This window comes from Mesorhizobium sp. WSM4807, assembly GCF_055811615.1.
In genome coordinates this window covers 73,182-96,046 of record NZ_JBVVQY010000007.1, presented here as the reverse complement: position 1 = coordinate 96,046, position 22,865 = coordinate 73,182, and the positions used below count along the sequence as shown (strand labels likewise).

Annotated in this window: 22 protein-coding genes and 1 pseudogene; 14 read left to right on the top strand and 9 right to left on the bottom strand. The window is 63.1% G+C overall.

Going from position 1 to position 22,865, the window contains the following annotated elements; all coding sequences use genetic code 11:
* Window positions 1-47: 47 nt before the first annotated feature.
* The 3 genes from AC0L3N_RS11480 to fae all read left to right on the top strand — a co-directional run bounded on the left by AC0L3N_RS11480 (window position 48) and on the right by fae (window position 2,547).
* Entirely contained in the window at window positions 48-992 is a 945-nt protein-coding gene (locus AC0L3N_RS11480; RefSeq protein ID WP_473547711.1) for an ATP-grasp domain-containing protein, read from the top strand.
* Entirely contained in the window at window positions 989-1,873 is an 885-nt protein-coding gene (locus tag AC0L3N_RS11475; protein WP_473547710.1) for a triphosphoribosyl-dephospho-CoA synthase, read from the top strand. Before AC0L3N_RS11480 ends, AC0L3N_RS11475 begins: the two co-directional genes overlap by 4 nt.
* A gap of 167 nt (window positions 1,874-2,040) precedes the next feature.
* Window positions 2,041-2,547 (top strand): formaldehyde-activating enzyme, encoded by a 507-nt coding sequence (gene fae / locus AC0L3N_RS11470; RefSeq protein WP_095489033.1) that lies wholly within the window; start codon window positions 2,041-2,043, stop codon window positions 2,545-2,547.
* A gap of 251 nt (window positions 2,548-2,798) precedes the next feature.
* Here the strand turns inward: fae and AC0L3N_RS11465 are convergent, their stop codons facing one another.
* Complete coding sequence (locus tag AC0L3N_RS11465) at window positions 2,799-3,497, bottom strand: HisA/HisF-related TIM barrel protein (RefSeq protein WP_473547709.1); 699 nt, start codon at window positions 3,495-3,497, stop codon at window positions 2,799-2,801.
* A gap of 56 nt (window positions 3,498-3,553) precedes the next feature.
* Here AC0L3N_RS11465 and AC0L3N_RS11460 point away from each other — a divergent pair, with 56 nt between their 5' ends.
* The gene (locus tag AC0L3N_RS11460; RefSeq protein WP_473526833.1) at window positions 3,554-4,603 is read left to right on the top strand and encodes a hydantoinase/oxoprolinase family protein; all 1,050 of its coding nucleotides are present in this window, start codon (window positions 3,554-3,556) and stop codon (window positions 4,601-4,603) included.
* Between the two features lie 14 nt (window positions 4,604-4,617).
* Here the strand turns inward: AC0L3N_RS11460 and AC0L3N_RS11455 are convergent, their stop codons facing one another.
* The 4 genes from AC0L3N_RS11455 to AC0L3N_RS11440 are packed head-to-tail and all read right to left on the bottom strand — an operon-like array spanning window position 4,618 to window position 8,995.
* Window positions 4,618-5,208, bottom strand: coding sequence for a DUF447 domain-containing protein (locus tag AC0L3N_RS11455; RefSeq protein WP_473485501.1), 591 nt, complete (start codon window positions 5,206-5,208; stop codon window positions 4,618-4,620).
* Window positions 5,209-5,211: 3 nt separating this feature from the next.
* On the bottom strand, window positions 5,212-6,606 hold the full coding sequence (locus AC0L3N_RS11450; RefSeq protein WP_473526832.1) for a DUF6513 domain-containing protein: 1,395 nt from the start codon (window positions 6,604-6,606) through the stop codon (window positions 5,212-5,214).
* Window positions 6,599-7,150, bottom strand: a complete 552-nt coding sequence (locus AC0L3N_RS11445) for a flavoprotein (RefSeq protein WP_473485499.1) — start codon at window positions 7,148-7,150, stop codon at window positions 6,599-6,601. The genes AC0L3N_RS11450 and AC0L3N_RS11445 overlap by 8 nt, the downstream gene beginning before the upstream one ends.
* Window positions 7,151-7,153: 3 nt before the next feature.
* Window positions 7,154-8,995, bottom strand: coding sequence for a (5-formylfuran-3-yl)methyl phosphate synthase (locus AC0L3N_RS11440; RefSeq protein ID WP_473547708.1), 1,842 nt, complete (start codon window positions 8,993-8,995; stop codon window positions 7,154-7,156).
* 223 nt (window positions 8,996-9,218) lie between these two features.
* Here AC0L3N_RS11440 and AC0L3N_RS11435 point away from each other — a divergent pair, with 223 nt between their 5' ends.
* From AC0L3N_RS11435 to AC0L3N_RS11410, 6 genes are all read left to right on the top strand, one after another.
* The gene (locus AC0L3N_RS11435) at window positions 9,219-10,469 is read left to right on the top strand and encodes an ABC transporter substrate-binding protein (RefSeq protein WP_473547707.1); all 1,251 of its coding nucleotides are present in this window, start codon (window positions 9,219-9,221) and stop codon (window positions 10,467-10,469) included.
* Between the two features lie 66 nt (window positions 10,470-10,535).
* A complete protein-coding gene (locus tag AC0L3N_RS11430; protein WP_473547869.1) occupies window positions 10,536-11,462 on the top strand; it encodes a YVTN family beta-propeller repeat protein in 927 nt (308 codons plus the stop codon).
* 50 nt (window positions 11,463-11,512) lie between these two features.
* The gene (locus AC0L3N_RS11425; RefSeq protein ID WP_473547706.1) at window positions 11,513-12,010 is read left to right on the top strand and encodes a cupredoxin domain-containing protein; all 498 of its coding nucleotides are present in this window, start codon (window positions 11,513-11,515) and stop codon (window positions 12,008-12,010) included.
* 100 nt (window positions 12,011-12,110) lie between these two features.
* Entirely contained in the window at window positions 12,111-12,899 is a 789-nt protein-coding gene (locus AC0L3N_RS11420) for an ATP-binding cassette domain-containing protein (protein WP_473547705.1), read from the top strand.
* A gap of 41 nt (window positions 12,900-12,940) precedes the next feature.
* On the top strand, window positions 12,941-13,771 hold the full coding sequence (locus tag AC0L3N_RS11415) for an ABC transporter permease (RefSeq protein WP_473547868.1): 831 nt from the start codon (window positions 12,941-12,943) through the stop codon (window positions 13,769-13,771).
* On the top strand, window positions 13,771-14,400 hold the full coding sequence (locus AC0L3N_RS11410; RefSeq protein WP_473547704.1) for a hypothetical protein: 630 nt from the start codon (window positions 13,771-13,773) through the stop codon (window positions 14,398-14,400). Before AC0L3N_RS11415 ends, AC0L3N_RS11410 begins: the two co-directional genes overlap by 1 nt.
* Before the next feature lie 27 nt (window positions 14,401-14,427).
* Here AC0L3N_RS11410 and AC0L3N_RS11405 read toward each other — a convergent pair whose 3' ends face one another.
* From AC0L3N_RS11405 to AC0L3N_RS11395, 3 genes are all read right to left on the bottom strand, one after another.
* Complete coding sequence (locus tag AC0L3N_RS11405; RefSeq protein WP_077373897.1) at window positions 14,428-14,628, bottom strand: hypothetical protein; 201 nt, start codon at window positions 14,626-14,628, stop codon at window positions 14,428-14,430.
* A 358-nt stretch (window positions 14,629-14,986) separates the two neighbouring features.
* Entirely contained in the window at window positions 14,987-16,285 is a 1,299-nt protein-coding gene (fabF, locus tag AC0L3N_RS11400; protein ID WP_473547703.1) for a beta-ketoacyl-ACP synthase II, read from the bottom strand.
* Between the two features lie 47 nt (window positions 16,286-16,332).
* Window positions 16,333-16,911, bottom strand: a complete 579-nt coding sequence (locus AC0L3N_RS11395) for a TetR/AcrR family transcriptional regulator (RefSeq protein ID WP_473547867.1) — start codon at window positions 16,909-16,911, stop codon at window positions 16,333-16,335.
* A 122-nt stretch (window positions 16,912-17,033) separates the two neighbouring features.
* Between AC0L3N_RS11395 and AC0L3N_RS11390 the strand changes: the two genes are divergently transcribed.
* The gene (locus tag AC0L3N_RS11390; protein ID WP_473547702.1) at window positions 17,034-17,492 is read left to right on the top strand and encodes a nuclear transport factor 2 family protein; all 459 of its coding nucleotides are present in this window, start codon (window positions 17,034-17,036) and stop codon (window positions 17,490-17,492) included.
* A gap of 47 nt (window positions 17,493-17,539) precedes the next feature.
* Here the strand turns inward: AC0L3N_RS11390 and AC0L3N_RS11385 are convergent.
* A pseudogene (locus tag AC0L3N_RS11385) lies at window positions 17,540-18,060 on the bottom strand (TetR/AcrR family transcriptional regulator).
* Between the two features lie 123 nt (window positions 18,061-18,183).
* On the opposite strand from AC0L3N_RS11385, the gene AC0L3N_RS11380 reads away from it, so the two are divergent.
* From AC0L3N_RS11380 to AC0L3N_RS11370, 3 genes are all read left to right on the top strand, one after another.
* On the top strand, window positions 18,184-18,597 hold the full coding sequence (locus AC0L3N_RS11380; protein WP_473547701.1) for a hypothetical protein: 414 nt from the start codon (window positions 18,184-18,186) through the stop codon (window positions 18,595-18,597).
* Between the two features lie 79 nt (window positions 18,598-18,676).
* A complete protein-coding gene (locus AC0L3N_RS11375) occupies window positions 18,677-19,741 on the top strand; it encodes an efflux RND transporter periplasmic adaptor subunit (RefSeq protein WP_473547866.1) in 1,065 nt (354 codons plus the stop codon).
* 2 nt (window positions 19,742-19,743) lie between these two features.
* A complete protein-coding gene (locus AC0L3N_RS11370) occupies window positions 19,744-22,854 on the top strand; it encodes an efflux RND transporter permease subunit (protein WP_473547865.1) in 3,111 nt (1,036 codons plus the stop codon).
* Window positions 22,855-22,865 lie beyond the last annotated feature (11 nt).

The following is a 22,865-nucleotide window of genomic DNA, read 5'->3' as shown; positions in this document are numbered from 1 at the left end:
CGGGCCGCCCGCTCGCGCCTTCGGTATACCGGTATCCGAGGCGCGACATGATCCCCCGCATCCTGATCGTCAGCGACGTCTCGGACGTCCGCGCCAAGGGCCTGGCGGCAAGGCTGGACCGGCGCGGCGCCGTTGTCGCAACCGTGCCGCTGGCGGCGATCGCGTTCGACACCGGCAGCCCGAGCGGACTGTCGATCCCCAGCTTCGACGGCGCGCTGCCCGACGCCGTGCTGGTCCGTTCGATCGCCGCCGGATCGTTCGAAGCGGTCACCCGACGCCTCGGCGTGCTGCACGCATTCGGCAAGCTTTGCATTCCGGTGTGGAATTCCGCACAGGCGATAGAACGCTGCGTTGACAAGTCGATGACGACCTTCCTCCTGAAGAATGCCGGTCTGCCGACGCCGCCGACATTCGCGGTGGAAGGACGTGCCATGGCCGAAGCGATTGCAGAACGCGAACTGCCGTTCACGCCGCTGGTGCTAAAACCGCTTTTCGGCGCACAGGGCCGCGGCATCAGACTGATCGAAACACTGTCCGATCTCCCCGCCGAGGACGAGGTGAACGGCGTCTACTATCTTCAGCATTACGTGCCGCGCCCCGGCCCTCCTTTCCGCGATTTTCGCGTTTTCGTCTGCGCCGGCGAAGTCCTGGCGATGATGAGCCGCCGTGGCGACGACTGGATCACCAACGTCAATCGCGGGGCAGTGCCCGAGCTGGTTTCGGGGCACGGCGAAACCGAATTAGCGGCGCTGGCACGGGCCGCCGCCGCCGCTATCGGCGCCGATTTCGCCGGCGTCGACATCGTGCCGTCGGCCGACGGCACGCTGTTCGTGCTTGAGGTCAACAGCATGCCCGCCTGGTCCGGGCTTCAATCGGTTGTCGCGGTGAACATCGCCGATGCGATTGCCGACGCCCTGCTGAAATTCCTGGCCGATCGTACCGAGGCGGCGGCAGCGCGACCCTACCGTCTCACTGCGCCGGCGAATTCGTGACCAACGGCATGGCGCTTTCGCGAGAACGCCTCCGGGCTGCCTATAAGGACGCCTGCCGGATGGAGATCGAGGCGCTGAAACCGGGCAATGTCCATCTGTTCGCCGACGGGCACGGCATGTCCGCCGCCCAGTTCATGACGAGCGCAGAGGTCTCGTCCGCGCCGCTGACCGATCCGCGACTGCCGGTCGGACAGCGCATGCTGGAAGCGGTCCGCGCGACACGTCTGGCGGTCGCGACCAATACCAACCTCGGTATCATTCTTCTGGCAGGGCCTCTGCTATGCGCCGCCGAAATGGCGGGCGCCCAACTGCACGACAGTCGACTGCACGACAATCGACTCCACGACAATCTCGACGCGGTGCTGCGCGCGATGAGCATGGACGATGCCAGGGCGGTGTTTGAGGCGATCGTCGCGGCCGCGCCGGGCGGGCTCGGAGAGGCCGCGAACGATGTGCGGCAGGAGCCGAAGGTTCATCTGCTCGAAGCCATGCAGGAGGCGGCCGACCGCGACATGATCGCCCGCCAGTATGTTACCTGTTTCGGCGACGTGTTCGGCGTCGGGCTTGCGGCTCTGAAAGCGGCGTTGGCACGCGGCGAAGGCGGCATGTGGCCGACGGTGTTCGCTTATATGGCGTTTCTCGCCGGCTTCCCCGACAGTCATGTGGTGCGCAATCATGGAACTGACGTCGCAGATCAGACGCGGCAAGAAGCCCTTGCCGTTGAGGCGGCGCTGCATGCCAACGATGACGAGACGTCACGCATTCGTCTGCTCATGGAGCTCGACCGCCGGCTGAAGGCGGACAACGTCAACCCCGGCACCTCGGCCGACCTGACCGTGGCTACTCTTTTAGTCCACACCCTCGGCGTTCAGCTTGCATAATCGCAACGTTGGTGGTTGACTTTCAGGAGCGGAAGCTGGGCTTCCGCGGCTATCCAGCCAACCGGTCCGGATGTCCGGGCGCTGCCAACAAGGATAGCTGTCCATCGAGCGCTCGCTCGGTTTGCGGCGTCTTTGGACACCATAACTGTGTCTTGGAGGAAATTGGCATGGCAAAGATCTCGAAAGTAATGGTCGGTGAATCGCTGGTAGGAGACGGCAACGAAGTGGCGCATGTCGACCTGCTCATCGGCCCAAGGGGGAGCGCGGTCGAAACGGCATTTTGCAACGCGCTTACCAACAACAAGGACGGCTTTACCTCCCTTTTGGCGGTGATCGCGCCCAATCTTCAGTGCAAGCCCAACACCGTGATGTTCAACAAGGTCACGATCAAGGGCGCCAAGCAGGCCGTGCAGATGTTCGGCCCGGCCCAGCATGCGGTTGCAAAGGCTGTGCAGGACAGCGTCGCCGAGGGGATCATTCCTGCCAGCGAGGCGGACGATCTGTTCATCTGCGTCGGCGTTTTCATCCACTGGGACGCGGCGGACGACGCCAAGATCCAGAAGTACAATTACGAAGCGACAAAGGAAGCCATCCAACGCGCGGTCGCGGGAACACCGACGGCCGCCGAAGCCACGGATAAGCGGGACCAGGTGAAGCATCCGTTCGCGGCTTAGACAAGAGACAGCCCCGCACAGGCAAAACCCTCCGCTGAGCCGGATGGTCTGTTGCGCCGCCTGAAAAAACTTCTGGGCCTTTAGAGCATCGGACCCCAAAACCTGCCCTCGGAATTGACCCGAGGGTTGGGAACCGGTTTTGGGAAATCCGATGCTCCAGCAAAGAGATAGAGCGGCGAGACGATCGACTTGAGAGTTCGCCGCTCTAATCCAAGGCAGTTTCCGAGGCCGAAGTTCGAGATCACGCGATGTCAGGTGCCAAGCGTTGCGAGGTGCCCCGGGGTGAGCGTGCCGTCATGCAGCGAGGTCGCGACCAGCGCCGCGGCGATACCGAGTGACGAAAGGGCGCGAATGTCAGCCTCGTTGCGCACCCCGCCGGCCGCGATGACGGAGCGGCTTCCAGCCTTCGCCTTGATTGCCTCAAGCCGCGTGAAATCGGGACCGGAGGCGGAGCCGACCTTGGCCAATGTCATGACGATCACCTTTTGCGGCCAAAGCTCCGGCTCGTCGAGAAATGATGCCGGACCGCGAAACCCGTCGTCGAAGAAATCCAGCGACAGGATAAGCTCCGGATGATTGCAAAAACGCCGCAACAACGCGTCGTCTTGCTGCGATTCGGAACCCAGCACCGGGTAAAGCCAGGGCTGGGCAAGTGCTGCCGAAAGGGTTTTCTTGTCGGCGAAGCCGGCATCGACCCAAAGCTCCGGCGGCTCCGCCATCGCCTTCAGCCGGGCAAGCGCGCCGCTGTTTGGCGTTCCGCCTTCGATGGCATCGAGATCGGCGATATAGAAGGCCGGAAAAGGATAAAGCCGGCGCAGCCCTTCGGCGACCGCGACGGCATCGGAACTTTGACTGAGCGGCGTGACGATCGGCCTGTAGCGATCGCGTTTTCCTTGCTGGGCGCGGACCACCTCGCCGCCTTTCAGGTCAAGAACCGGAATGATACGCAACGCTCTTTTTCTCGCTGACCAACTGCCCCTGACCAACTGTGATGAAAGCTTGAACCGTGGAAAAAAGAAAGAGCATCGTTGCCGGCTTCGATATTGGCGGAGCCCATCTGAAGGTGACGCGTGCGCAAGACGGCCGCATCGTCGAGGCAGTAACGATCGCCACGCCGCTCTGGCAAGGGCTCCATTCCCTGACCTCGGCATTCGAGGAAACGGCTCCTATCTATGCCGGCGCCGACCTCAACGCATTCACCATGACCGGCGAACTGGTGGATGTCTTTCCGTCCCGCGATGCAGGCGTCGCGGCTCTGCTGGATGAGATTTCAACCCGTGTCGCAGGCGAAAACTTGATCTATGCCGGGCCGTCCGGCTTTGTCGGGGTCGAGCAGGCAGCGCGGCTGAGCAGCGATGTCGCCTCCGCCAACTGGCACGCGACAGCGTCGTTGGTGGCGAAGCTCGCTGGCGATGCTCTGTTCGTCGACATGGGCTCGACCACCACCGACATTATCGCCATCAAAAATGGCTCCGTCGCCAATGACGGCTACACCGATGCCGGACGGCTTCTGAGCGGCGAACTGGTCTATACCGGCTTCACCAGGACGTTCCTGTTCGGCGTCGCCTCGTCGGCCCCCGTCCGCGGCAGGCTGACACCGCTGATGAACGAGTATTTCGCCTCGATCGCCGATGCGCACCGTATCCTGGGGGTGCTCGACGAGAAGGACGACAGGCACGCGTCCGCCGACGGCAAGGAAAAGACCGTCGATGGTTCGATAGCGCGGCTGGCGCGCATGATCGGGCGCGACGCCGCCGAGCTGACCCTGCCGGAATGGCATGAAGTCGCACGCTGGTTCAGCGAACGGCAATTGCGCAAGATCCACGACGCTGCGTCCCTGGTTGCCGGGTCCCTGGTCGCCGGGTCCCTGGCCCGGGATGCGCCGATCGTCGGCGCCGGAACCGGCCGCTGGCAGATCAGGCGGCTGGCCGAACGCATGGAACGCCGCTTCGTCGATTTCGCCGAGATCGTCCCCGCAGATGACGCCATTCGCGGCGAAGCGAGCAGCGTGGCGCCTGCGTCCGCGGTGGCGCTGTTGGCGGGATCTCCATCATAGGCGCTCTACCTGGTTCAGCCCCGCGCCTCCTCGCCGGGAGACCCCTTGACCGACAGGTGATCGCCGACACGCTGCATCAGCCAGTCCCAGGCTTCCTTTTCGCCCTCGCCCGCGGTCTTTTCGATGGCGATTGAAAGGTAGGCGATTTCCGCCTCGATCTTGTCGCGCGGCAGCATGCCGAGCCGGCTGACCAGGATGGCCAATTCCAGCACCGCCGCCTTGGCGCGGTTGAAGCCGGTGAACGGCGCATGCGTCTCCTCCTGCACCACGCGGCAGAAATGGCGAGGTCGCATAGCATCGCCGTCGACACTTTCGACTTCGAGGACCGAATGCGCGAGCGCCGCCTCGAGCCGCGGCACCGGAGATCCATCGACGGCAACGGTTGGCCAATGCTTGCGCCCGGTCAGGCAGCCGGCAAAGATACGCACGTCATCGGTGTAATTGGCGATGGCGAACGGCACTTCGGCGAGATTGTCGAGCGTGATCGACGGCCGGAACGGCGCGATGACCCAGCCGTCCTTCTCGGCGATGATGCCGATCGGGGCGATGTGGACATCGCCGGCCTTGTTGACGGTGGTGATGATCGATTCGCGAATGTAGGGCATGGTTTAGCGCTCTTTCTTCGCGCGGAGCGTGTGACCTGCTTCCGCAAGGCGGGTGCGGTCGGTTTCGGGACCCGGCGCGGCAACGCCCCATGCGAGCGGCTCGTCCTGCACATAGCGCTTGCCGAGGCGCCACGCGATCTCGGCTTTCATCAGTTCCGCGCCGAGATAGAACGCGTGTGCGCCATCCGCCTCAACGCCAAGCCCGGCAAAGAGTTCGAATGCATCCGTGGCAACCGCATGCCCTTTGCCGTTGAAAACATGGATGCCGTCCTCGGCGGTCATGATGCGGAAGTTGGTGTCGCGCACCTCCGCCGCGAGTGCTGCGATATCCTCGGTCGAGGCCGTAAACGGCTTGCGGTCGTGAACCTGCAGGAGCCCTGGATGGTAACTCCGCGGCAGCGCACCGTCGTTCTTCGCCGCGAACAGGATGCGACGGGCAATATCGTGCTCCTCGATCGTTCGCAGCGTGTGCGGGCTGACATGCACGGCAAGCACGTTTCGGATCTGAAGTTCCGAGCAGAGCCCGGCCAGAACGGCGGTAACGCCGGAACTGTCGGCGTCGGTCAACTCGGTGAGATTGCCGGTGCCCATCAGCAGTTCGACCTCGGGCCAGCGGCGGCGCGCCTCGATGAAGCGGCCAAGTGACGTCGCAAAGCCGAAATGGATTGGGTCGAGCACGGGGTCGGCGATGAAGGCGACGCCGGCCCTTTGCGCCGCTTCGATGGCACGGCCGAGCGAATCCAGGTCGCCGGGGGTGGACGGGATCAGCACTGGTACGGCCTTGCAATCGAAGGCCAACGGCAGCGTGTTCTCATCGAGGCTGAGAAGATAGTCCGCACCGGCGCGTGCGCCGATCGACAGTTCGTCCGTGCTGGCCGAATCGACACTGACCAGAAATCCCTGTGCCTTCAGCTCGACCACAGCCTGTTCGAGCAATGGAAACGGCGTTTCCGGCAGGCAGCCGAGATCGATGACGTCGGCGCCGGCTGCGGTCAGCGTCTGCGCCCTCGCAACGAGCGCCTCGACCGACAGCATCGGCGCATCGACGATTTCGGCGAAGATGCGCATGTCATGACGCGAAAGATCAGGCGGCTCGCCCGCCCGGCCGAGAAAGGCCGGCAGATCGGCGATCTCGTCGGGACCGCGGACGAAGGGCACGCCGAAATGGTTCGACAGATGCTCGATGTCGCCGCGATAGCGGCCGGGCAGGATGACGCGGTCGGCGCCGCCTGTCAGGCTGAGCCGCCGCTTGATGATATCTTCGCTCATCAGCGCCGCGACCTTGACGCCGATGTCGATGATCTCCCACGCAAATTCAGTTTCGCCCAGCCCGGCCAGCAGCCTTTCCAGCCGGACCTTGGCCAGATGGCCGGTAAGAAAGGCCAGCCGCTCAGCCATGGCTTGCAAGTTCGGCGTGGCGCCGTCTGACCGAGGCTTCGAGATCGGCAAGCGACTCGACCACCTGGGTCCGCTCGAAACTCTTCAGCTGGTTGGTATTCTCCAGGTCGATCCGGCGCGGATAGACCTTGACCAGCCCATGCGGCGCCATGGTTTCGAGTTCCGGCGCGGTGTCGCAAGCAAAGACGATGGCCGGCACCCGGCATTTTCCCGCCTGGGCAAAGACATTGGTGGCGAGCGTGTCGGAAATGCCGTGCACGCATTTGGCGACCGTGTTGGAACTGGCCGGCGCCACCACCACCGTGTGATAGACACCGTGATAGAATTCGCCGACCGGGATCGCGCTCGCCGTCTTGTCGTGCAGCACGCGCGTCGTCTCCGGGAAATCAAGCTTCAGCTTGTACATGCGCAGCACTTCGTTGGCGGCTTTCGACACGAAGACATCACAATGCTCGAGCTGGTGAATGAGTGCGAAGCTCTCCGTAAAAAAATGACCGGAACCGGTCAAAACCCATGCCCAGCGCGGCGTATGCAGCTCCGCCATCGCCTACCCTGCTTTTCTTGCCGGCCGGATCGGAGCCGCGATCGCGATGCCGGGCAGATTGCCCGACGCGAGTAGCGCCCCGGCTTCGGCTGCATCTTTCGGACCGGCGAGATGGAAATCGACACCGTCGGGCAGCATGGCGGCGAAGCCGGCGTCGATGATTCCTCTGACTGCCAGGCTGTCGATCGTGTCGCTGCCGAGGAAGGCCCCGGTCTGCTTGATCAGCAGCAGCGCATTCGCGCCGAGCTTGCCGGCAAGCCAGGCGGCAAGGGAATCGGAGGTAACATCCCAGGACGCCGGAATGTCCGGCGCCGCCAGCGCCAATGACGACGGCAGCCACACCGGCACCTTCCCCGCGTCCAGGGCTCGCAGCATTTCTTCCAGCGACCGTGCCGGCGCCAGCCTTTCGTCACGGTCGAGGATGACCTGGCCGAACTGCTCCATGGCGAGGATCGCCATGGCGTGGGCGGCGGTCTCGGAAAAGTCCATGCGGAACTGCATCTCGCGCACCTGGTCGGCAAAGAGGCCGCCGCCGGGCACGATGACGATCGGCAGCTTGGAACCCGCCAGCGCCGCGATCCAGCTTTCCATTTCCGCCGCATGGACCGTGCTGCCGCCAAGCTTGACGACGGCTGGCTTGACGGCGGCTCGCCTCACGACCTCAGGCCTTTCCTGTCGCGGCTGGGAAGCAGCGCTTTGCTCTTTTCGGCCGGCAGGGCCGGAGGCGACGCCGCGGCCCGCCGCTTGGCGCTTGCGTTCGATCTCGACGCCGACGCCGCCTGGGCCGAGTTCGAGTTTTTCCACCCTTACCGTGACGCGCACGACACGCGGGTTCTCCAGAATGTACGTCGCCACCTGCTCGGCCAAGGCCTCGCTAAGCTGGATGTGGCCCCGCGCGACGATGGTGCGAATGCCGTCCATGATGATGTCGTAGGAGAACACATGGCGCATGTCTTCGGGATGGTCGGTGACTTGCAGCACGTCGGCGGTCACGTCGAAACGCACCTTCTGTGTATGGCCGTGCTCGAAGCTGTAAGCGCCGATCTGGACCGGCAGGACAAAGTCCCGCACGAAGATCTTGTCAGTGCCCAGTGTCGGGTCGGTGCCCGGCGAATAGCCCCTCGCCGCCAGCAGGCGGTAGTCGACGCTCGACGCGCCGCCCGCCCGGGATGCTTCCGGGACCAGCTCGCGGATCTGCGCAACCGCCTCGGCACTGATCGAACCGGCACGGCCGGAGTGGCCGCACAGCGCCCCGCGAAAGCCGAGAAAATCGGGAGTGAAGGGCAGCAGGCGCGGAATATCAGGGGCTTCCAGCGATCCGCTCAGCCCAACCATGAGACCGAGTGATTTCGCTCGATCGATGAACCCCGGGATACGCTCGGGCGGCAGATGGTCGAGCAGCCGCCCGTTTGCCTTGTTCGCAGTGTCGACCATGGCGCCGTAGAAGCGATGTTTGGCAAACTTCGGCAGAAACTCGAAATCCGGCGCCAGATCGGCGAAAAGCACGGCGATCAGCTTCGTTCGCGCGGCGAGCGGTTCGAGCGCTGCCGCGCAGGCGGCGGCATTTGCCGACGGAAAAAAGCCTATCTTGACGTAATCGACACCGGTCGCAGCGATCTCTTCGGCCTTGGCGCAGATCGTCTCCGGATCCATCGGCAGGTCGCCGCAGACCGCGCTGACCGGCGCCCTGCCGGCGATGAATGAAATCGTCCGGCGAATGGTTTGTGTGGATACCGCGCCCAGTGCTCCCGCCTTCGGCTCCTTCAGGTCGACGATGTCGACGCCGCCCGAAAGCGCGATCTCCGCCTCGTCGACGCCGGTGACACTGGCCAGCATTCTGGTCATTGGACTTTCTCCGGCATGAAGGACAGGACGCTCTCGGGCCCGAATATCGACATCCGCTCAGTTGCCGTTCCGGCGAGCAGGCATGCCACTAAAGCAGACGCGCGAAGTCCACTTTCAGGGTTTGATAAATTTTGCGGGTCAGCTAAGCTCATCACGGGCACCTTGACTTCGCGCCGGTCCGACAACAATCGGACTTTAGCGCAAGAACGGGTAATTTTTATCGATGACGAGCGCGGTGCCGGGCACTCTCGCGGCCTTTTTGTGCTTTTTTTCCCTGACCGTCAACGTTCCGGGCGCGCTCGCCCAGGAGGCGACGGGCGAGCAACCGGCTGCAACGGCCAAGCCTGAAAAAAAGCTGACCAAAATCAAGATAGGCTATTTGCGCGCTTATGCGCCGCAGCTGGCCTTGTCGGTGCTCGACGTCCCGCCGCGAGACGAAGGCGTTGCCGGCGGCAATGTGGCGATTGCCGACAACAACACGACCGGCAGCTTCCTCGGCCAGAAATTCAGCCTCGACGTGACCGAGGTAAAGCCGGACGCGGACGTCGTTGCGGCTTTCCAGGAAATGATCGCCAGAGGCGACCGCTATGTGGTCGCAGACGTCTCGGCCAGGCAATTGCTGTCGATCGCCGATCTTGCCCGCGACAACGGCGTTTTGATCTTCAATGCCGGTGCCACCGACGACAGTCTTCGCGAGGAGCAATGCCGCGCCAACATCTTCCACACCATTCCGACGCGCAGCATGCTGGCCGACGGGCTGGCGCAATATCTCATCTGGAAGCAATGGCGGCGCTGGGTGCTGATCTACGGCTCGCACGAGCGCGACCAGCTTTTTGCCGAGGCGCTGCGCCGGGCGGCGACGCGCTTCGGCGGCGAGATCGTCGGCGAAAAGCTGTTCGAGGATACCGGCACGGCCCGGCGGACCGATTCCGGCGTCGTCCAGATCCAGCGGCAGATGCCTGTCTTCACCCAGAACCTGCCGGAGCACGATGTGTTGCTGGTCGCCGATGAAAGCGAGGTGTTCGGCACCTATGTTCCGTTCCGCACCTGGACTCCGCGGCCGGTCGCCGGCACCGCCGGCCTCACCCCGTCGGCCTGGCATCCGGCCAGCGAGCAATGGGGCGGCACCCAGATCCAGAACCGCTTCGCCAAGGCAAACGGCCGCCGCATGATGTCGAAGGACATGGCGGCGTGGACGGCGGTGCGCATCCTCGGCGAGGCGGCGACCCGCACGCAGGGCGCCGACCCGCGCAAGATGGCCGACTTCATCCGCTCCGACGATTTTTCGATCGCCGCCTTCAAAGGGCAGAAACTGACCTTCCGCACGTGGAACCAGCAGTTGCGGCAGCCGATCTTCCTCGGCGACGGCCGATCGGTCGTCTCGACATCGCCGCAGGAAGGTTTTTTGCACCAGGTGTCCGAGCTCGATACGCTCGGGGTCGACGAGCCGGAAACAAAATGCGTGCTTGAGTAGAACCAATTGGGAGGAATTTCAGTGCAGAGACGAGCTTGCGCACTCGCCATTCTCGCGACCGGCTTCATGGCCGGCCCAGCGTCGGCCTACATGGCCTATGTTTCCAACGAGAAGGACAACACGATGTCCGTTGTCGACACCGCAACGATGCAGGTGGTGAAGACCGTCAATGTCGGGCAGCGTCCGCGCGGCATCACCATCTCGCACGACGGCAAGCACATTTATCTCTGCGCAAGCGACGACGATTCGATCGAGGTGATCGACACGGCGTCCCTGGAGATCGTCGATACCTTGCCCTCCGGGCCGGACCCGGAGCTCTTCGTGCTCTCGCCTGACGGCAAGACGCTTTATGTCGCCAATGAGGACGACAATCTCGTCACCGTCATCGACATAGAGAATAAAAAGGTGCTGGCCGAAATCCCGGTCGGAGTCGAACCGGAAGGCATGGGCGTCAGCCCGGACGGAAAGACCATGGTCAATACGTCGGAAACGACAAATATGGCTCATTTCATCGACACGACGACCCACGAGATCACCGACAACGTGCTGGTGGATACGCGTCCGCGCTTCGTCGAGTTCACGCCCGACGGCAAGCAGGCCTGGGTGAGTGCCGAGATCGGTGGCACTGTTTCGGTGATCGACAATCAAACGCGCGAAGTTGTCCAGAAGATCACCTTCGAGATATCAGGCCTGCGGGCCGAATCCATCCAGCCGGTCGGTGTGCGCATTACCGCCGACGGCAAGAAAGCCTATGTGGCGCTTGGACCGGCCAACCGCGTCGCGGTGATCAACACGCAGACATACGAGGTCGAGAAATACGTGCTGGTCGGCCAACGCGTCTGGCAGCTCGCCTTCACCCCGGACCAGAAGACCATCATCTCGACCAACGGCGTGTCGAACGACATCACCTTCATCGACGTGGAGAGCGACGAGCCGGTGCAGTCGGTGACCGTCGGCGCGCTGCCGTGGGGCGTCGTCGTCTCACCCAACTAAATACCCAATTGAATCAAACAGGCAGAAAAACAGCAGAAGGGCAGGAAATCATGCGGAAATTTCGGGCAGTCGCTTTCGCTGCGCTGGTGGGCATGGCACTCACGCAGGGCCAAGTCTGGGCGCAGGACAACGACGACGATGACGCAGCCGCAGGCGCGGTCACCAAAACGGACGCCAGTCCCGAAGCCGAAAAGGCAACCCGGGCCAGCAAGGACGTGCCCGAACTTGTCCTCGGCAGCAAGGAAGACCAGTTCACCGCCAACCAAAAGGACTTCCAGCTGATCGCCGGCCAGGGCTATCGCTGGAAGATCACCGCGGCGGGCGGGCTGGAGTATAAATTCCATACCGACCTGTTCCGCAATGTGTGGAACAACCAGATCGTCATCAACGACCTCGAGGTGCATATGAACGGCGCACCCGCATGGCTCGAATTCGACGCTGACGGCACCATCCAGGTACAGTTCACCACCGTGAGGCCCGGCATCTACACATGGTCGGTGCCCGACCTCGCCGACAGGGGCATGAAGGGCACGATCACGATCAAATAAAATCACCAAAAAGCGGGACCTGCGCGATCGAACCCGGTGCGCTGGACTCCCGGTGCGCTAGGTGCGCTAGACTATTGTCGACGACAAGGAACCAGCCGGCGTGCAGCATGTGAGGACAAGCGGACCAGGAGATGAGGTGGCGGCGCTCGATGTCGCCGGCGTCAGCCATTCCTATGGTCCGAAGCGGGCGCTCAACGACGTCTCATTCTCGATCGCGCCGGCGACCTTCACCGTTCTTCTCGGCCTCAACGGCGCCGGCAAGACAACCCTGTTCTCGCTGATTAGCCATCTTTACGACACGCGCCGCGGGTCGATCCGCATCTTCGGCCATGACGTCAGCCGCGCATCGGGCGAAGCGCTCAGGCGTATCGGCATCGTATTCCAGGCACGCACGCTCGACCTCGACCTCAGCGTCCACCAGAACCTCTCCTACCACGCCGCGCTGCATGGCATCGGCGGACGCGAAGCCCGGCAGCGCATTGCCGCGCTGCTCGATATGGTCGACATGCAGGGCCGCCAGCATGACAAGGCACGCAGCCTTTCCGGCGGCCAGATGCGGCGCATCGAGATCGCCAGGGCGCTGCTCCACCGCCCGTCCCTGCTGCTGCTCGACGAGGCGACGGTCGGTCTCGACATCCAGTCGCGCGCGGGCATTCTCGCCACCATCCGCAAGCTCGTCGAAACCGAGGGCATTGGCGTGCTGTGGGCAACGCATCTGATCGACGAGGTTGAAGACGGCGACCATGTCGTCGTGCTGCGGCAGGGCGAACTGGTCGCCAACGGCAAGGTTGCCGATGTCGTCAGGACGAGCGGCGCCGGTTCGATCCGCGACGCCTTTTCGAGGCTCAGCCGCATCGACGCGGCCGGCATCGCGGAGATATCGCCATGAGCGCTCCCGCAATGCCCGAAAAAGTCGCCGGCATCGTGCCGATGACGTTCGAAAAATTCGGCCTGCGCCACTATCTCATTTGCCTCAAGGGCGTCGTCCTGCGGGAGTGCCTGCGCTTCCTGCACCAGCGCGAGCGCTTCATATCCTCGCTGGTTCGGCCGCTCATCTGGCTGTTCATTTTTGCCGCCGGATTCCGGCAGGTGCTCGGCGTGTCGATCATCCCGCCCTACAAGACCTATGTCCTCTACGAGGTCTACATCACGCCGGGTTTGTGCGGCATGATCCTGCTGTTCTCGGGCATGCAGTCTTCGCTGTCGATGGTTTATGACCGCGAGATGGGCAACATGCGCACCCTTTTGGTCAGCCCCTTCCCGCGCTGGTTCCTGCTGGTGTCGAAGATGCTCGCCGGCGTCTCCGTATCGATCGCGCAGGTCTACGCGTTCCTGATCGTTGCCTGGTTCTGGGGCGTCAAGGCGCCGCCGATCGGCTATCTCATGGTGCTGCCGGCGCTGTTCCTGTCGGGCATGATGCTTTGCGCGCTCGGCATGCTTTTGTCGTCGATGATCAAGCAGCTCGAAAACTTCGCCGGCATCATGAACTTCGTCATCTTTCCCGGCTATTTCGCTTCTCCAGCGCTCTATCCCTTGTGGCGCATCCAGGAGGCAAGTCCGCTGCTTTACAAAATCTGCCTCGTCAACCCGTTTACCTATGCCGTCGAACTGATCCGCTTCGCCTTCTACGGCCAGATTAACTGGCTGTCGCTGGGCGTCGTTGCCGGCTGCACGCTGCTGTTCCTTGCCGCCGCAATCATCGCCTATGACCCTTCGCGCGGCCTGATGACCCGCAAACAGGACACGGGAGGAAATGCCTGATGGCACGAATGAGCCTTGTTCGCAGCCTGGCTGTGGTTGCCATGCTCGCGCCGGGCGTGAACGCCATGGCGGCGAACACCGATCCGGACTGGCCTTGCATACAGCGCAAGGTGCCGCAACTCTCGCTCGGCCAGATCTGGAACGGGCCGGAGTTGCCGCCAGCGGCGAAGGACTTGTCGAAAGACCCCGGTATCTCCGCCCTGGTCGAGGAGGTGGCAGCCCGGCGGATACCGATTGCCGAAGCCCAAAAGAAGATCAAGGATTTCGCCGCCTCGCTGCCGGCCGAGCAGCTTGCGCCGAAGATGGCGATGCTGGTGCAAGGCATGTTCGATCACATGGACGCCGAGCGTTCTCACGTGATCTCAGGCATTTCCCGTTACGCCCACAAGCAGCTCGAAATGGCCGCCGCGTTGCGCAAGGAAGCGTCCGACGTCGATGCGTTGCGAGCAAAGCCCGATGCAGATCCAGACGAGATCGAACGGCGAACGGAACAGCTGAAATTCGCAACGCGAATTTTCAACGAACGCGTCCAATCACTGACTTACGTCTGTGAAGTGCCGACGATCATCGAGCAGCGGCTTTATCAATTATCCAAAGTCGTCTCGGAAACGCTCGCCGCGAAGAAGTAGAACCTCATTCGCTCTTCGCGGCGGATCTTACGATCCCCGGCCGGGCAGCACGCGCCAGCGCTGCACGAAATAACCGGGATGCGTCTCGATCCAGTGGGCGACCAGCGGCTGCGCCTGCATGAAGGCGGTCCCGGGATTCATTGCCAGGCCGTCGACCATCTGTTCGCGTTGTTCACAGGTCTGCGGCACATCCGTCAGGCAGACCATCATAACCAGCGTGTAAAGCATTACCCCTTGTCCCCATCGAATCCCGAACCCCATGCCCGGGAGGTTTCAGTGATACCGACCAGTCTGCAGGGGTCGCACATACAGATCGCTTACGGGTGTGAAAGCACGTGCCCCCGCTCTTTCGCACTGCAACATAACATGTCGCTTATCTAACTCCAACGACCGCCGGGCGTTTTCCAGAGCAATCGCGTCAGGTTGCGCCGCGCCAACGTAGCGCCGATGTTTCCAGCGCCGATTATTCGGATCATCACGGGGTGTCGTCGATGTCGTCAGACCGGCAACCCGTTCTGCTTTCGCAGGCTTTTGTCGAATGCGGATGCGGGGACGAAACAGCGCAGGAGACTGACTGGCGCGCCATTTAGCCGCCGCCGATGCTCGCACCGGCCAGTTGGTCCGTCCAGCGCCTGAACAGCGCACTGGCATTGACGCCTCCGAAACCGAAGCCGTTGGCGATCGCATAGTCCATTCCCATCGGGCGGGCCTGGTTTGCGACGAAGTCGATCCCGTCGCTGGCTGGATCCGGCGCGCTCAAATTGAGGGTTGGCGGCGCCACCTGATCCCTGAGCGCCAGGATTGCGAAGATGGCTCCAAGCCCGCCGGCGGCTCCGAGCAGGTGTCCAGTCGCGGATTTCGTTGCGCTGACGGCGATGGCGGAATCTGCGCCGAAGAGTGTTTTGATCGCCGCGATTTCCCCGAGATCACCGACCGGCGTGGATGTCGCGTGCGCATTGAGGTGGCGAACTTCACGCGGCGAAATGCCGGCTTGGGCAATCGCGATCTCCATGGCCCGGCGTGCCCCGTCGCCGTCCTCGGGACCGGAGGTGACGTGATGAGCATCCGCCGTCGTGCCGTAACCGACGAGCTCGGCGAGCGGCTTCGCGCCGCGCGCCAGCGCGTGGCTCAACTCCTCGATGACCAGGATGCCGGCCCCTTCGCCCATGACGAAGCCATCCCGCGACATATCGAAGGGGCGCGAGGCTTGAGCCGGCGTTTCGTTGAAGCCGGTGGAAAGGGAGCGAGCCGCGGCAAAACCACCGAGACTGACGATATTCATGCATGCTTCCGTTCCGCCGCACACGGCGATATCGGCTTCATTGGCGCGGATAAGGCGAGCCGCATCGCCGATCGCCTGGATGCCGGCCGCGCACGCCGTCACCGGCGCGCCGAGTGGCCCCTTGAAGCCATGGCGGATCGAGATGTGGCCCGCCGCGAGGTTCACCAGGAAGGACGGCACCGTAAACGGCGACAGGCGGCGGACACCGCGCCGGTCGACCGTGCGCACCGCCTCGGTTATGGCGGGGAAGCCGCCGATGCCGGAGGCGATGATCGTGGCCGTGCGCAGGCGATCCGCTTCCGAGGCGGGCGCCCACCCGGCCTGCGCGAGGGCCTCTTGTGCAGCAGCGAGCCCGAAGATGATGAACCGGTCTACCTTGCGCTGGTCCTTCGCAGCCAGGACGGCATCTGGATCGAAACCAGCCTCCGGATCGTCTTCCAGCGAGGGAACCACCCCGCCGATCTTGGCCGGCAGGTCTCCCACCATGTCGTCCGGAAGCCTGCGGATGCCCGAGCGACCGGCCAGCAGCCGCGACCACGACGCTTCGACATCGGCAGCAAGGGGCGTGACCGCTCCCATGCCTGTAACAACAATCCGTCGCATCTATTTTATTTTCCTATTGGCTGCGCCGCCAGCGCTGCGCACGCCGTTCAAGCGGCGGCTGCTTCGCGAACCTGTTGGGTCGCCGCGTCCAGAAGGGCCTGGGCGAGATCCGGGTCGTTGACGACGCGCGAAAGCGTCAGCGCACCAACCATCGTCGAGAGAATGGCCATGGCCTTTCTATCGGGCTGCTCACCATTGGCCTCGGCAATGAAACGGCTGAGGATTTCGAGATGCTCCTTGATCCCGACTTCGAACGACGCTTTGACGTCGCTGCCCTGCCTGGCGGCATCCGAACCGAGCGCGACAATCGGGCAGCCGTCCATCTTTTCTCCGCGATGGCCCATACTGAGGTAGAACGCGATCACCGCGCCAAGCGGATCCTCGGGGTTTGCCTCAGTCGCGGCCGACCACCGGAGGGTGGCGCTCTCCATCGCGCGCCTCGACGCCTGCACCGCCAGATCGTCTTTGGAAGCGAACTGCTTGTAAAACGCGCCCTGGGTCAGCCCGGCAGCCTCCATCAGGTCCTTAAGGCCGATGCCGTCAAAGCCGCGCTCCCGAAAAAGACGGCTTGCCACATTGATCACGGTTTCGCGGTTTTCCGCCGCCTGAATGCGACTCACACGCATGTCGACCTCCTGATTTAGCTTGCGTTCGACATCTATAGCAGGTATAGAGTACGAACGCAATCCAATTTGGCTGCGCACGGTGCCCTCGGCCACGCATCGAACAAATTTGGAGGAGAGGTCAAATGCTATACAGTTATGTTGTCGAGAAATCGATCCGGCAGAGCTTCGACCACGTCAACAACCATCGCTGGGATGAAGCGGTGAAAGCACTCGTGCCGCATGTCCATCACCGCGTTTCCGGCGCCCACGCGCTTGGTGGTGAGCGCCACGACAAGGAAGCCGTGCGCCGCTGGTTTGAGCGCCTCGGCCGCGTCCTGCCCAATCTCCATCTCACGGTCAACCACATCTGGGTGAAGGGCTGGCCGTGGCATACCACCGTGTTTGCCCAGTGGGACGGCACCGCAACGCTGCTCAATGGCGACGCGTCCTACGTCAACAGTGGTCTCCACGTGTTCACCTTGCGATGGGGCAAGGTCTATGCTCTTGAGGAATTCTACGATTCACAAGCAGCGGCCCGCGGTCTTGCCACCCAAGCGGCAACTGGCCTCGAAGAAGCTGTCGCCGAACCAATTGTAGGCTAGCAGAAGCGCAGTCAGCGGCCCGCAGCGTTACCTGACCCGCGGCTACGCTAGCCCGTGGTATCGCCCGCGGACGATCCCATCAGCGCGCTCTCGGCGGCCGCTTGCAGGAACCGCTTCGACAGCCGCTCGTCGTTGACGGCCCGCGAGAGGAGCACCGCACCGGCCATTGTCGAGAGAATGGCCATGGCCTTGCGGTCGGGCTCCTTGCCATGGCCCTCGCCAACCCAGCTATCTAGCATCCCAGGATATTCCCTGATCCCGGCCTGAATGATGCCTCACATCGGCCTGGCAGCACCGCGCGAGCGCAACGACCGGGCAGCCGTCATTTCCTTCTGCTCAATGAGCCATGCGATCACCGCGCCAAGCGGGTCCTCGGATTTTGCCGCAGTCGCGGCCGACTACCGGGGTGACGCTCTCCATCGCCCGCCTGGACGCCTGCGCCGCCAAGTCGTGCTTGGATGCGAACTGCTTGTAAAACGCGCCCTGAGCCCAGGCACCCTCCATCAAAATCCTTAAGGCCGATGCCGTCAAAGCGGCGCTCCCGACAAAGCCGGCCTGCCACATTGATCGCCGTCTCGCGGTTTTCTGCTGCGACTCACACGCATCATCAATTTTTCATTTTTTAGATTGCATACGTAATCTATCTCCTATATAGAGTTCGAACGCAATCTAAAAAGCAAGGAGATACGAGATGATCCGCAAAACCCTGAGCGCTTCAGTTCTGGCCGCGCTGTTTCTTGCCGCCCCGGCATTTGCCGAGGAAGCCACCATTGGACGCCCGATCGAAGCCGGCAGCCTGCACGAGGGACACCTCGACATGGTCGTCTATTACGTCCCGGTCGACGGCGACCGCCTGGAGGTCACCGCCACCTTCGCGCCAAAAATCGGCGGCGATCCGCAGCGCGTCGTCATGGGCCTCGCCGACGGCGATTCCGTTGCCTTTTCGATGCCCGGCCACCGCGGCCCGCTCTACGCGTTCTCGCGCTCCGGCGAGGAGGTGACGGTGTCGTCCGAGACCGGCATGCGCGCCGATGCCGATGCACCGACCCGCCTTGCCGACGGCACCCTGCGTGCTGCTGGGCTCGCGTCCGTGGGGCCGATGTAAAGGTCAATCGCAATCTTTTTGAGAGGCGACGAACGTGAAAAAGAGACCCGCTGTTGTGCTGGGGGGCGTGCTGATCGCGATGTCAGGAGCGGCGGCATTCGCCACACTTGCCATTCCTACGCAGGAAGCCTCCGCCGTAGGCGACCCGAGGCAGGAACCGCCGATCGTCAGACTGGTGACGGCAGCGCCGGTGATCGGATCCGAACGCGGCTTCACCGGTATTGTCGGGGCAAGGGTGCAGAGCGACCTCGGCTTTCGCGTCCCCGGCAAAATCGTGGAGCGGCTCGTGGATGTGGGTCAGGAGGTCAAAGCCGGTCAGCCAGTGATGCGCATCGACGACACCGACCTTCGCCTCGCGCTCACGGCGAAGCGCAACGCCGTTGCCGCAGCGCGCGCAACAGTCGTTCAGACGGAACCGGATGAACGGCGATACGCCAGTTTGCTCAAGGATGGATGGGTCCCCCGACAGCGCTACGAGCAGGCGAAGGCCGCGGTGGATACGGCCGAGGCGCAACTCGCCGCCGCCGAAGCCGATGCACGGGTCGCCGAGAACGAAGCGATCTACGCGGTCCTGCTGGCGGACGCGGATGGAACGGTGGTCGAAACGCTTGGCGAGCCGGGGCAGGTCGTCTCCGCCGGCCAGACAGTGGTCCGGATCGCCAAGGCCGGCTCCCGCGAAGCAGTGGTCGCGCTTCCCGAAACGATCCGGCCGGTGATTGGGTCGGCGGCCGAGGCCAGCGTGTATGGCGGCGATGGGCGTCGTTATACGGCACATCTTCGGCAATTATCGAACTCCGCCGATGCCCAGACCCGTACCTATGAGGCCCGTTATGTGCTCGACGGTGAGGCCGCGGCAGCACCGCTTGGCGCGACGGTAACCATTCGGCTTGCAAGCCAGGCACGCCAGCGGGAGGTCCAGGTGCCGCTGGGAGCCGTGCTCGATGACGGCGAGAGGACTGGCGTTTGGGTCCTGGACAACGCCACCTCGACCGTACAGTTTCAGCCCGTCAAGCTTGTTCGTGTGACCAGCGAAACCGCTGTGGTCTCCGGACTGAACTCCAGCGATCCGATTGTTTCGCTCGGCGCTCATCTCCTGCAGCAGGGCGCTCGCGTCAGGGCTGCGTCCGAAAGCGGGGGCAACTGATGATGAACCTAAATCTCTCCGCGATCGCCGTTCGCGAACGCGCCGTTACCCTGTTCTTCATCCTCCTGCTGGTGGCCGCCGGCGCCTACGCTTTCGTCATGCTCGGACGGGCGGAGGACCCCAACTTCACCATCAAGACCCTGACGGTCACGACGGCATGGCCGGGCGCAACGGCGCGCGAGGTGCAGGACCTCGTCGCCGAACCGTTGGAGAAACGGCTTCAGGAGATGACCTGGTACGATCGGGTCGAGACGACCACACGGCCGGGTTACGCGTATATGACGGTCACGCTGAAGGACAGCACACCGCCATCTGTCGTGCAGGAGGAGTTCTACCAGGCTCGTAAGAAGCTCGGGGATGAAGCCCGCAACCTGCCGTCCGGTGTCTTCGGCCCCTTCGTCAACGACGAATATTCGGATGTAAGCTTCGCCCTTTACGCGCTGAAGGCCAAGGGCATGCCGATGCGTGAGTTGGCGAGACAGGCCGAAGCGATCCGCCAGGACCTCCTGCACGTGCCCGGCGTCAAGAAGATCAACATCCTTGGTGAACGTCCCGAACAAATATTCGTCGAATTTTCCTACGCCAAGCTGGCTACCCTCGGCGTGTCGGCACAGGACATCGTCGCCGCCTTGCAGCGGCAGAACACCCTCACGCCGGCAGGCTCGATCGACACCCAGGGGCCGCGGGTCTTCATCCGGGTCGACGGCGCTTATGACAGCGTTCAGGCGATCGCCGACACGCCGATTGCCGCGGCGGGGCGGACGCTGAAGCTCTCCGATATCGCCGAAGTCCGGCGCGGCTATGAAGATCCGCCCACCTACCTCATCCGACGTCAGGGTGAGCCCACCATCATGCTCGCGGCTGTCATGCAGGAGGGCTGGGATGGTCTCGCGCTCGGCAAGGCGCTGGAGGACAGGACAGCAGCCATCGCCCAGACACTGCCACTTGGGATGACGCTCGACAAGGTGACTGACCAGGCCGTCAACATCACCTCTGCGGTCGACGAATTCATGATGAAGTTTGCGATGGCGCTCGGTGTGGTGCTCTTGGTGAGCCTGTTGAGCCTCGGCTGGCGCGTCGGCATCGTCGTGGCGGCTGCCGTCCCTCTGACGCTTGCCGTCGTGTTCCTCATCATGCTGGAGACCGGCCGGTTCTTCGACCGCATCACGCTCGGCGCCCTCATCCTGGCGCTCGGTCTTCTCGTGGACGACGCCATCATTGCCATCGAGGTGATGGTGGTGAAGATGGAAGAAGGCATGGACCGCATCAAGGCGGCGGCCTATGCGTGGAGCCACACTGCGGCGCCGATGCTGTCCGGAACGCTCGTGACGATCGCCGGATTCCTGCCGGTAGGCTTCGCGCGCTCGACGGCCGGCGAATACGCCGGCAACATCTTTTGGGTCGTAGGGTTCGCCCTCATCGTCTCCTGGATCGTCGCGGTGGTCTTCACACCTTACCTCGGCGTCAAGATGCTGCCCGCGATCAAACCGGTCGAAGGCGGTCACCACGCGATCTATGACACACCCAATTATCGGCGCTTGCGGCGGCTCATCACCTTCGCCGTGCGCCACAAGTTCATAATCAGCGGTATCGTTGGCATCGCCTTCGTGCTTTCCGTTGTCGGCATGGGCTCTCTCAAACAGCAGTTCTTCCCGACATCCGACCGCCCCGAAGTGCTGGTGGAGGTTCGCCTGCCTGAAGGCACCAGCATCGAGACGACGACCGCTACGGTCGAGAAGCTCGAAGGCTGGCTGGACGACCAAGCCGAGGCTAAGATCGTCACGAGCTATGTCGGTCAGGGCGCACCCCGCTTCTTTTTCGCAATGGCGCCGGAACTGCCTGATCCCGCCTTCGCCAAGATCGTCGTGCTGACCCAGGACGCCGAGGCGCGTGAGGTGTTGAAGCACCGCCTCCGCGAGGCGGTGGCAGAGGGGCTTGCACCCGAGGCCAATGTCCGCGTCACGCAACTCGTGTTCGGCCCCTACACGCCATTCCCGGTCGAGTTTCGGATTATCGGACCTGATCCCGCGCAACTCTACAGCATATCCGAGAAGGCCCTCGACATCATGCGGGGCGTCCCGGACGTGCGTCAGGCCAACCGCGATTGGGGCAATCGCACACCCGTGCTCCGCTTCGTCCCGGATCAGGATCGACTGAACCTCATCGGCCTGTCGCCGGCGGAGGTGGGCCAGCAACTTCAGTTCTTGCTCACCGGCATCCCCGTTACGCAGGTTCGCGAGGACATCCGCAACGTCCCCATCGTCGCACGCAGCGCCGGCGGCGAGCGGCTGGATCCGACACGTTTGGCGGATTTCTCACTGATGAGCCGGGACGGTCGCCCGATTCCGCTCGACCAGATCGGCCATTCGGAAATCCGTCTGGAAGAGCCGATCCTGAAGCGCCGTGATCGCACGCCTGTCATCACGATCCGCTCGGATATCAACGAAGCGACTCAGCCTCCAGAGGTTTCCAAGGAAATCGCGAAGGCCCTTCAGCCGCTGATTGCATCCCTTCCGGCCGGCTATAGCATCGAATTGGGCGGATCGATCGAGGAGGCTGAAAAGGCCAACACCGCTCTGGCCAAAGTCTTTCCGGCAATGATAGCCGCCATGCTGATTGTTATCATGCTGCAGGTACGATCCTTCTCAACGATGTCCATGGTGATGCTGACGGCACCGCTTGGACTTGTCGGCGTCGTGCCGATGCTGCTCACCTTCAACCAGCCCTTCGGATTCAACGCCATTCTGGGCATGATAGGACTGGCCGGCATCCTGATGCGCAACACGCTGATCCTGACCGAACAGATCAAGGAGAACCGTGCTGCCGGCCTTGACGACTATCACGCCGTGATCGAGGCGACGGTGCAACGCACGAGGCCCGTGATCCTGACGGCACTCGCCGCCGTGCTGGCCTTCATCCCGCTCACACACTCCGTCTTCTGGGGATCGATGGCCTATACGCTGATCGGCGGCACGGCGGTCGGCACGGTGCTGATCCTGCTCTTCCTTCCCGCGCTCTACGCCGCGTGGTTCGGCATCAAGCCGACTGCCGACGAGGTCCGTGAGGGCGCGGCGGAGGAACTGGAAATGCACACGGCAATTGCTGCTGAATAGGGCCCTGTTGT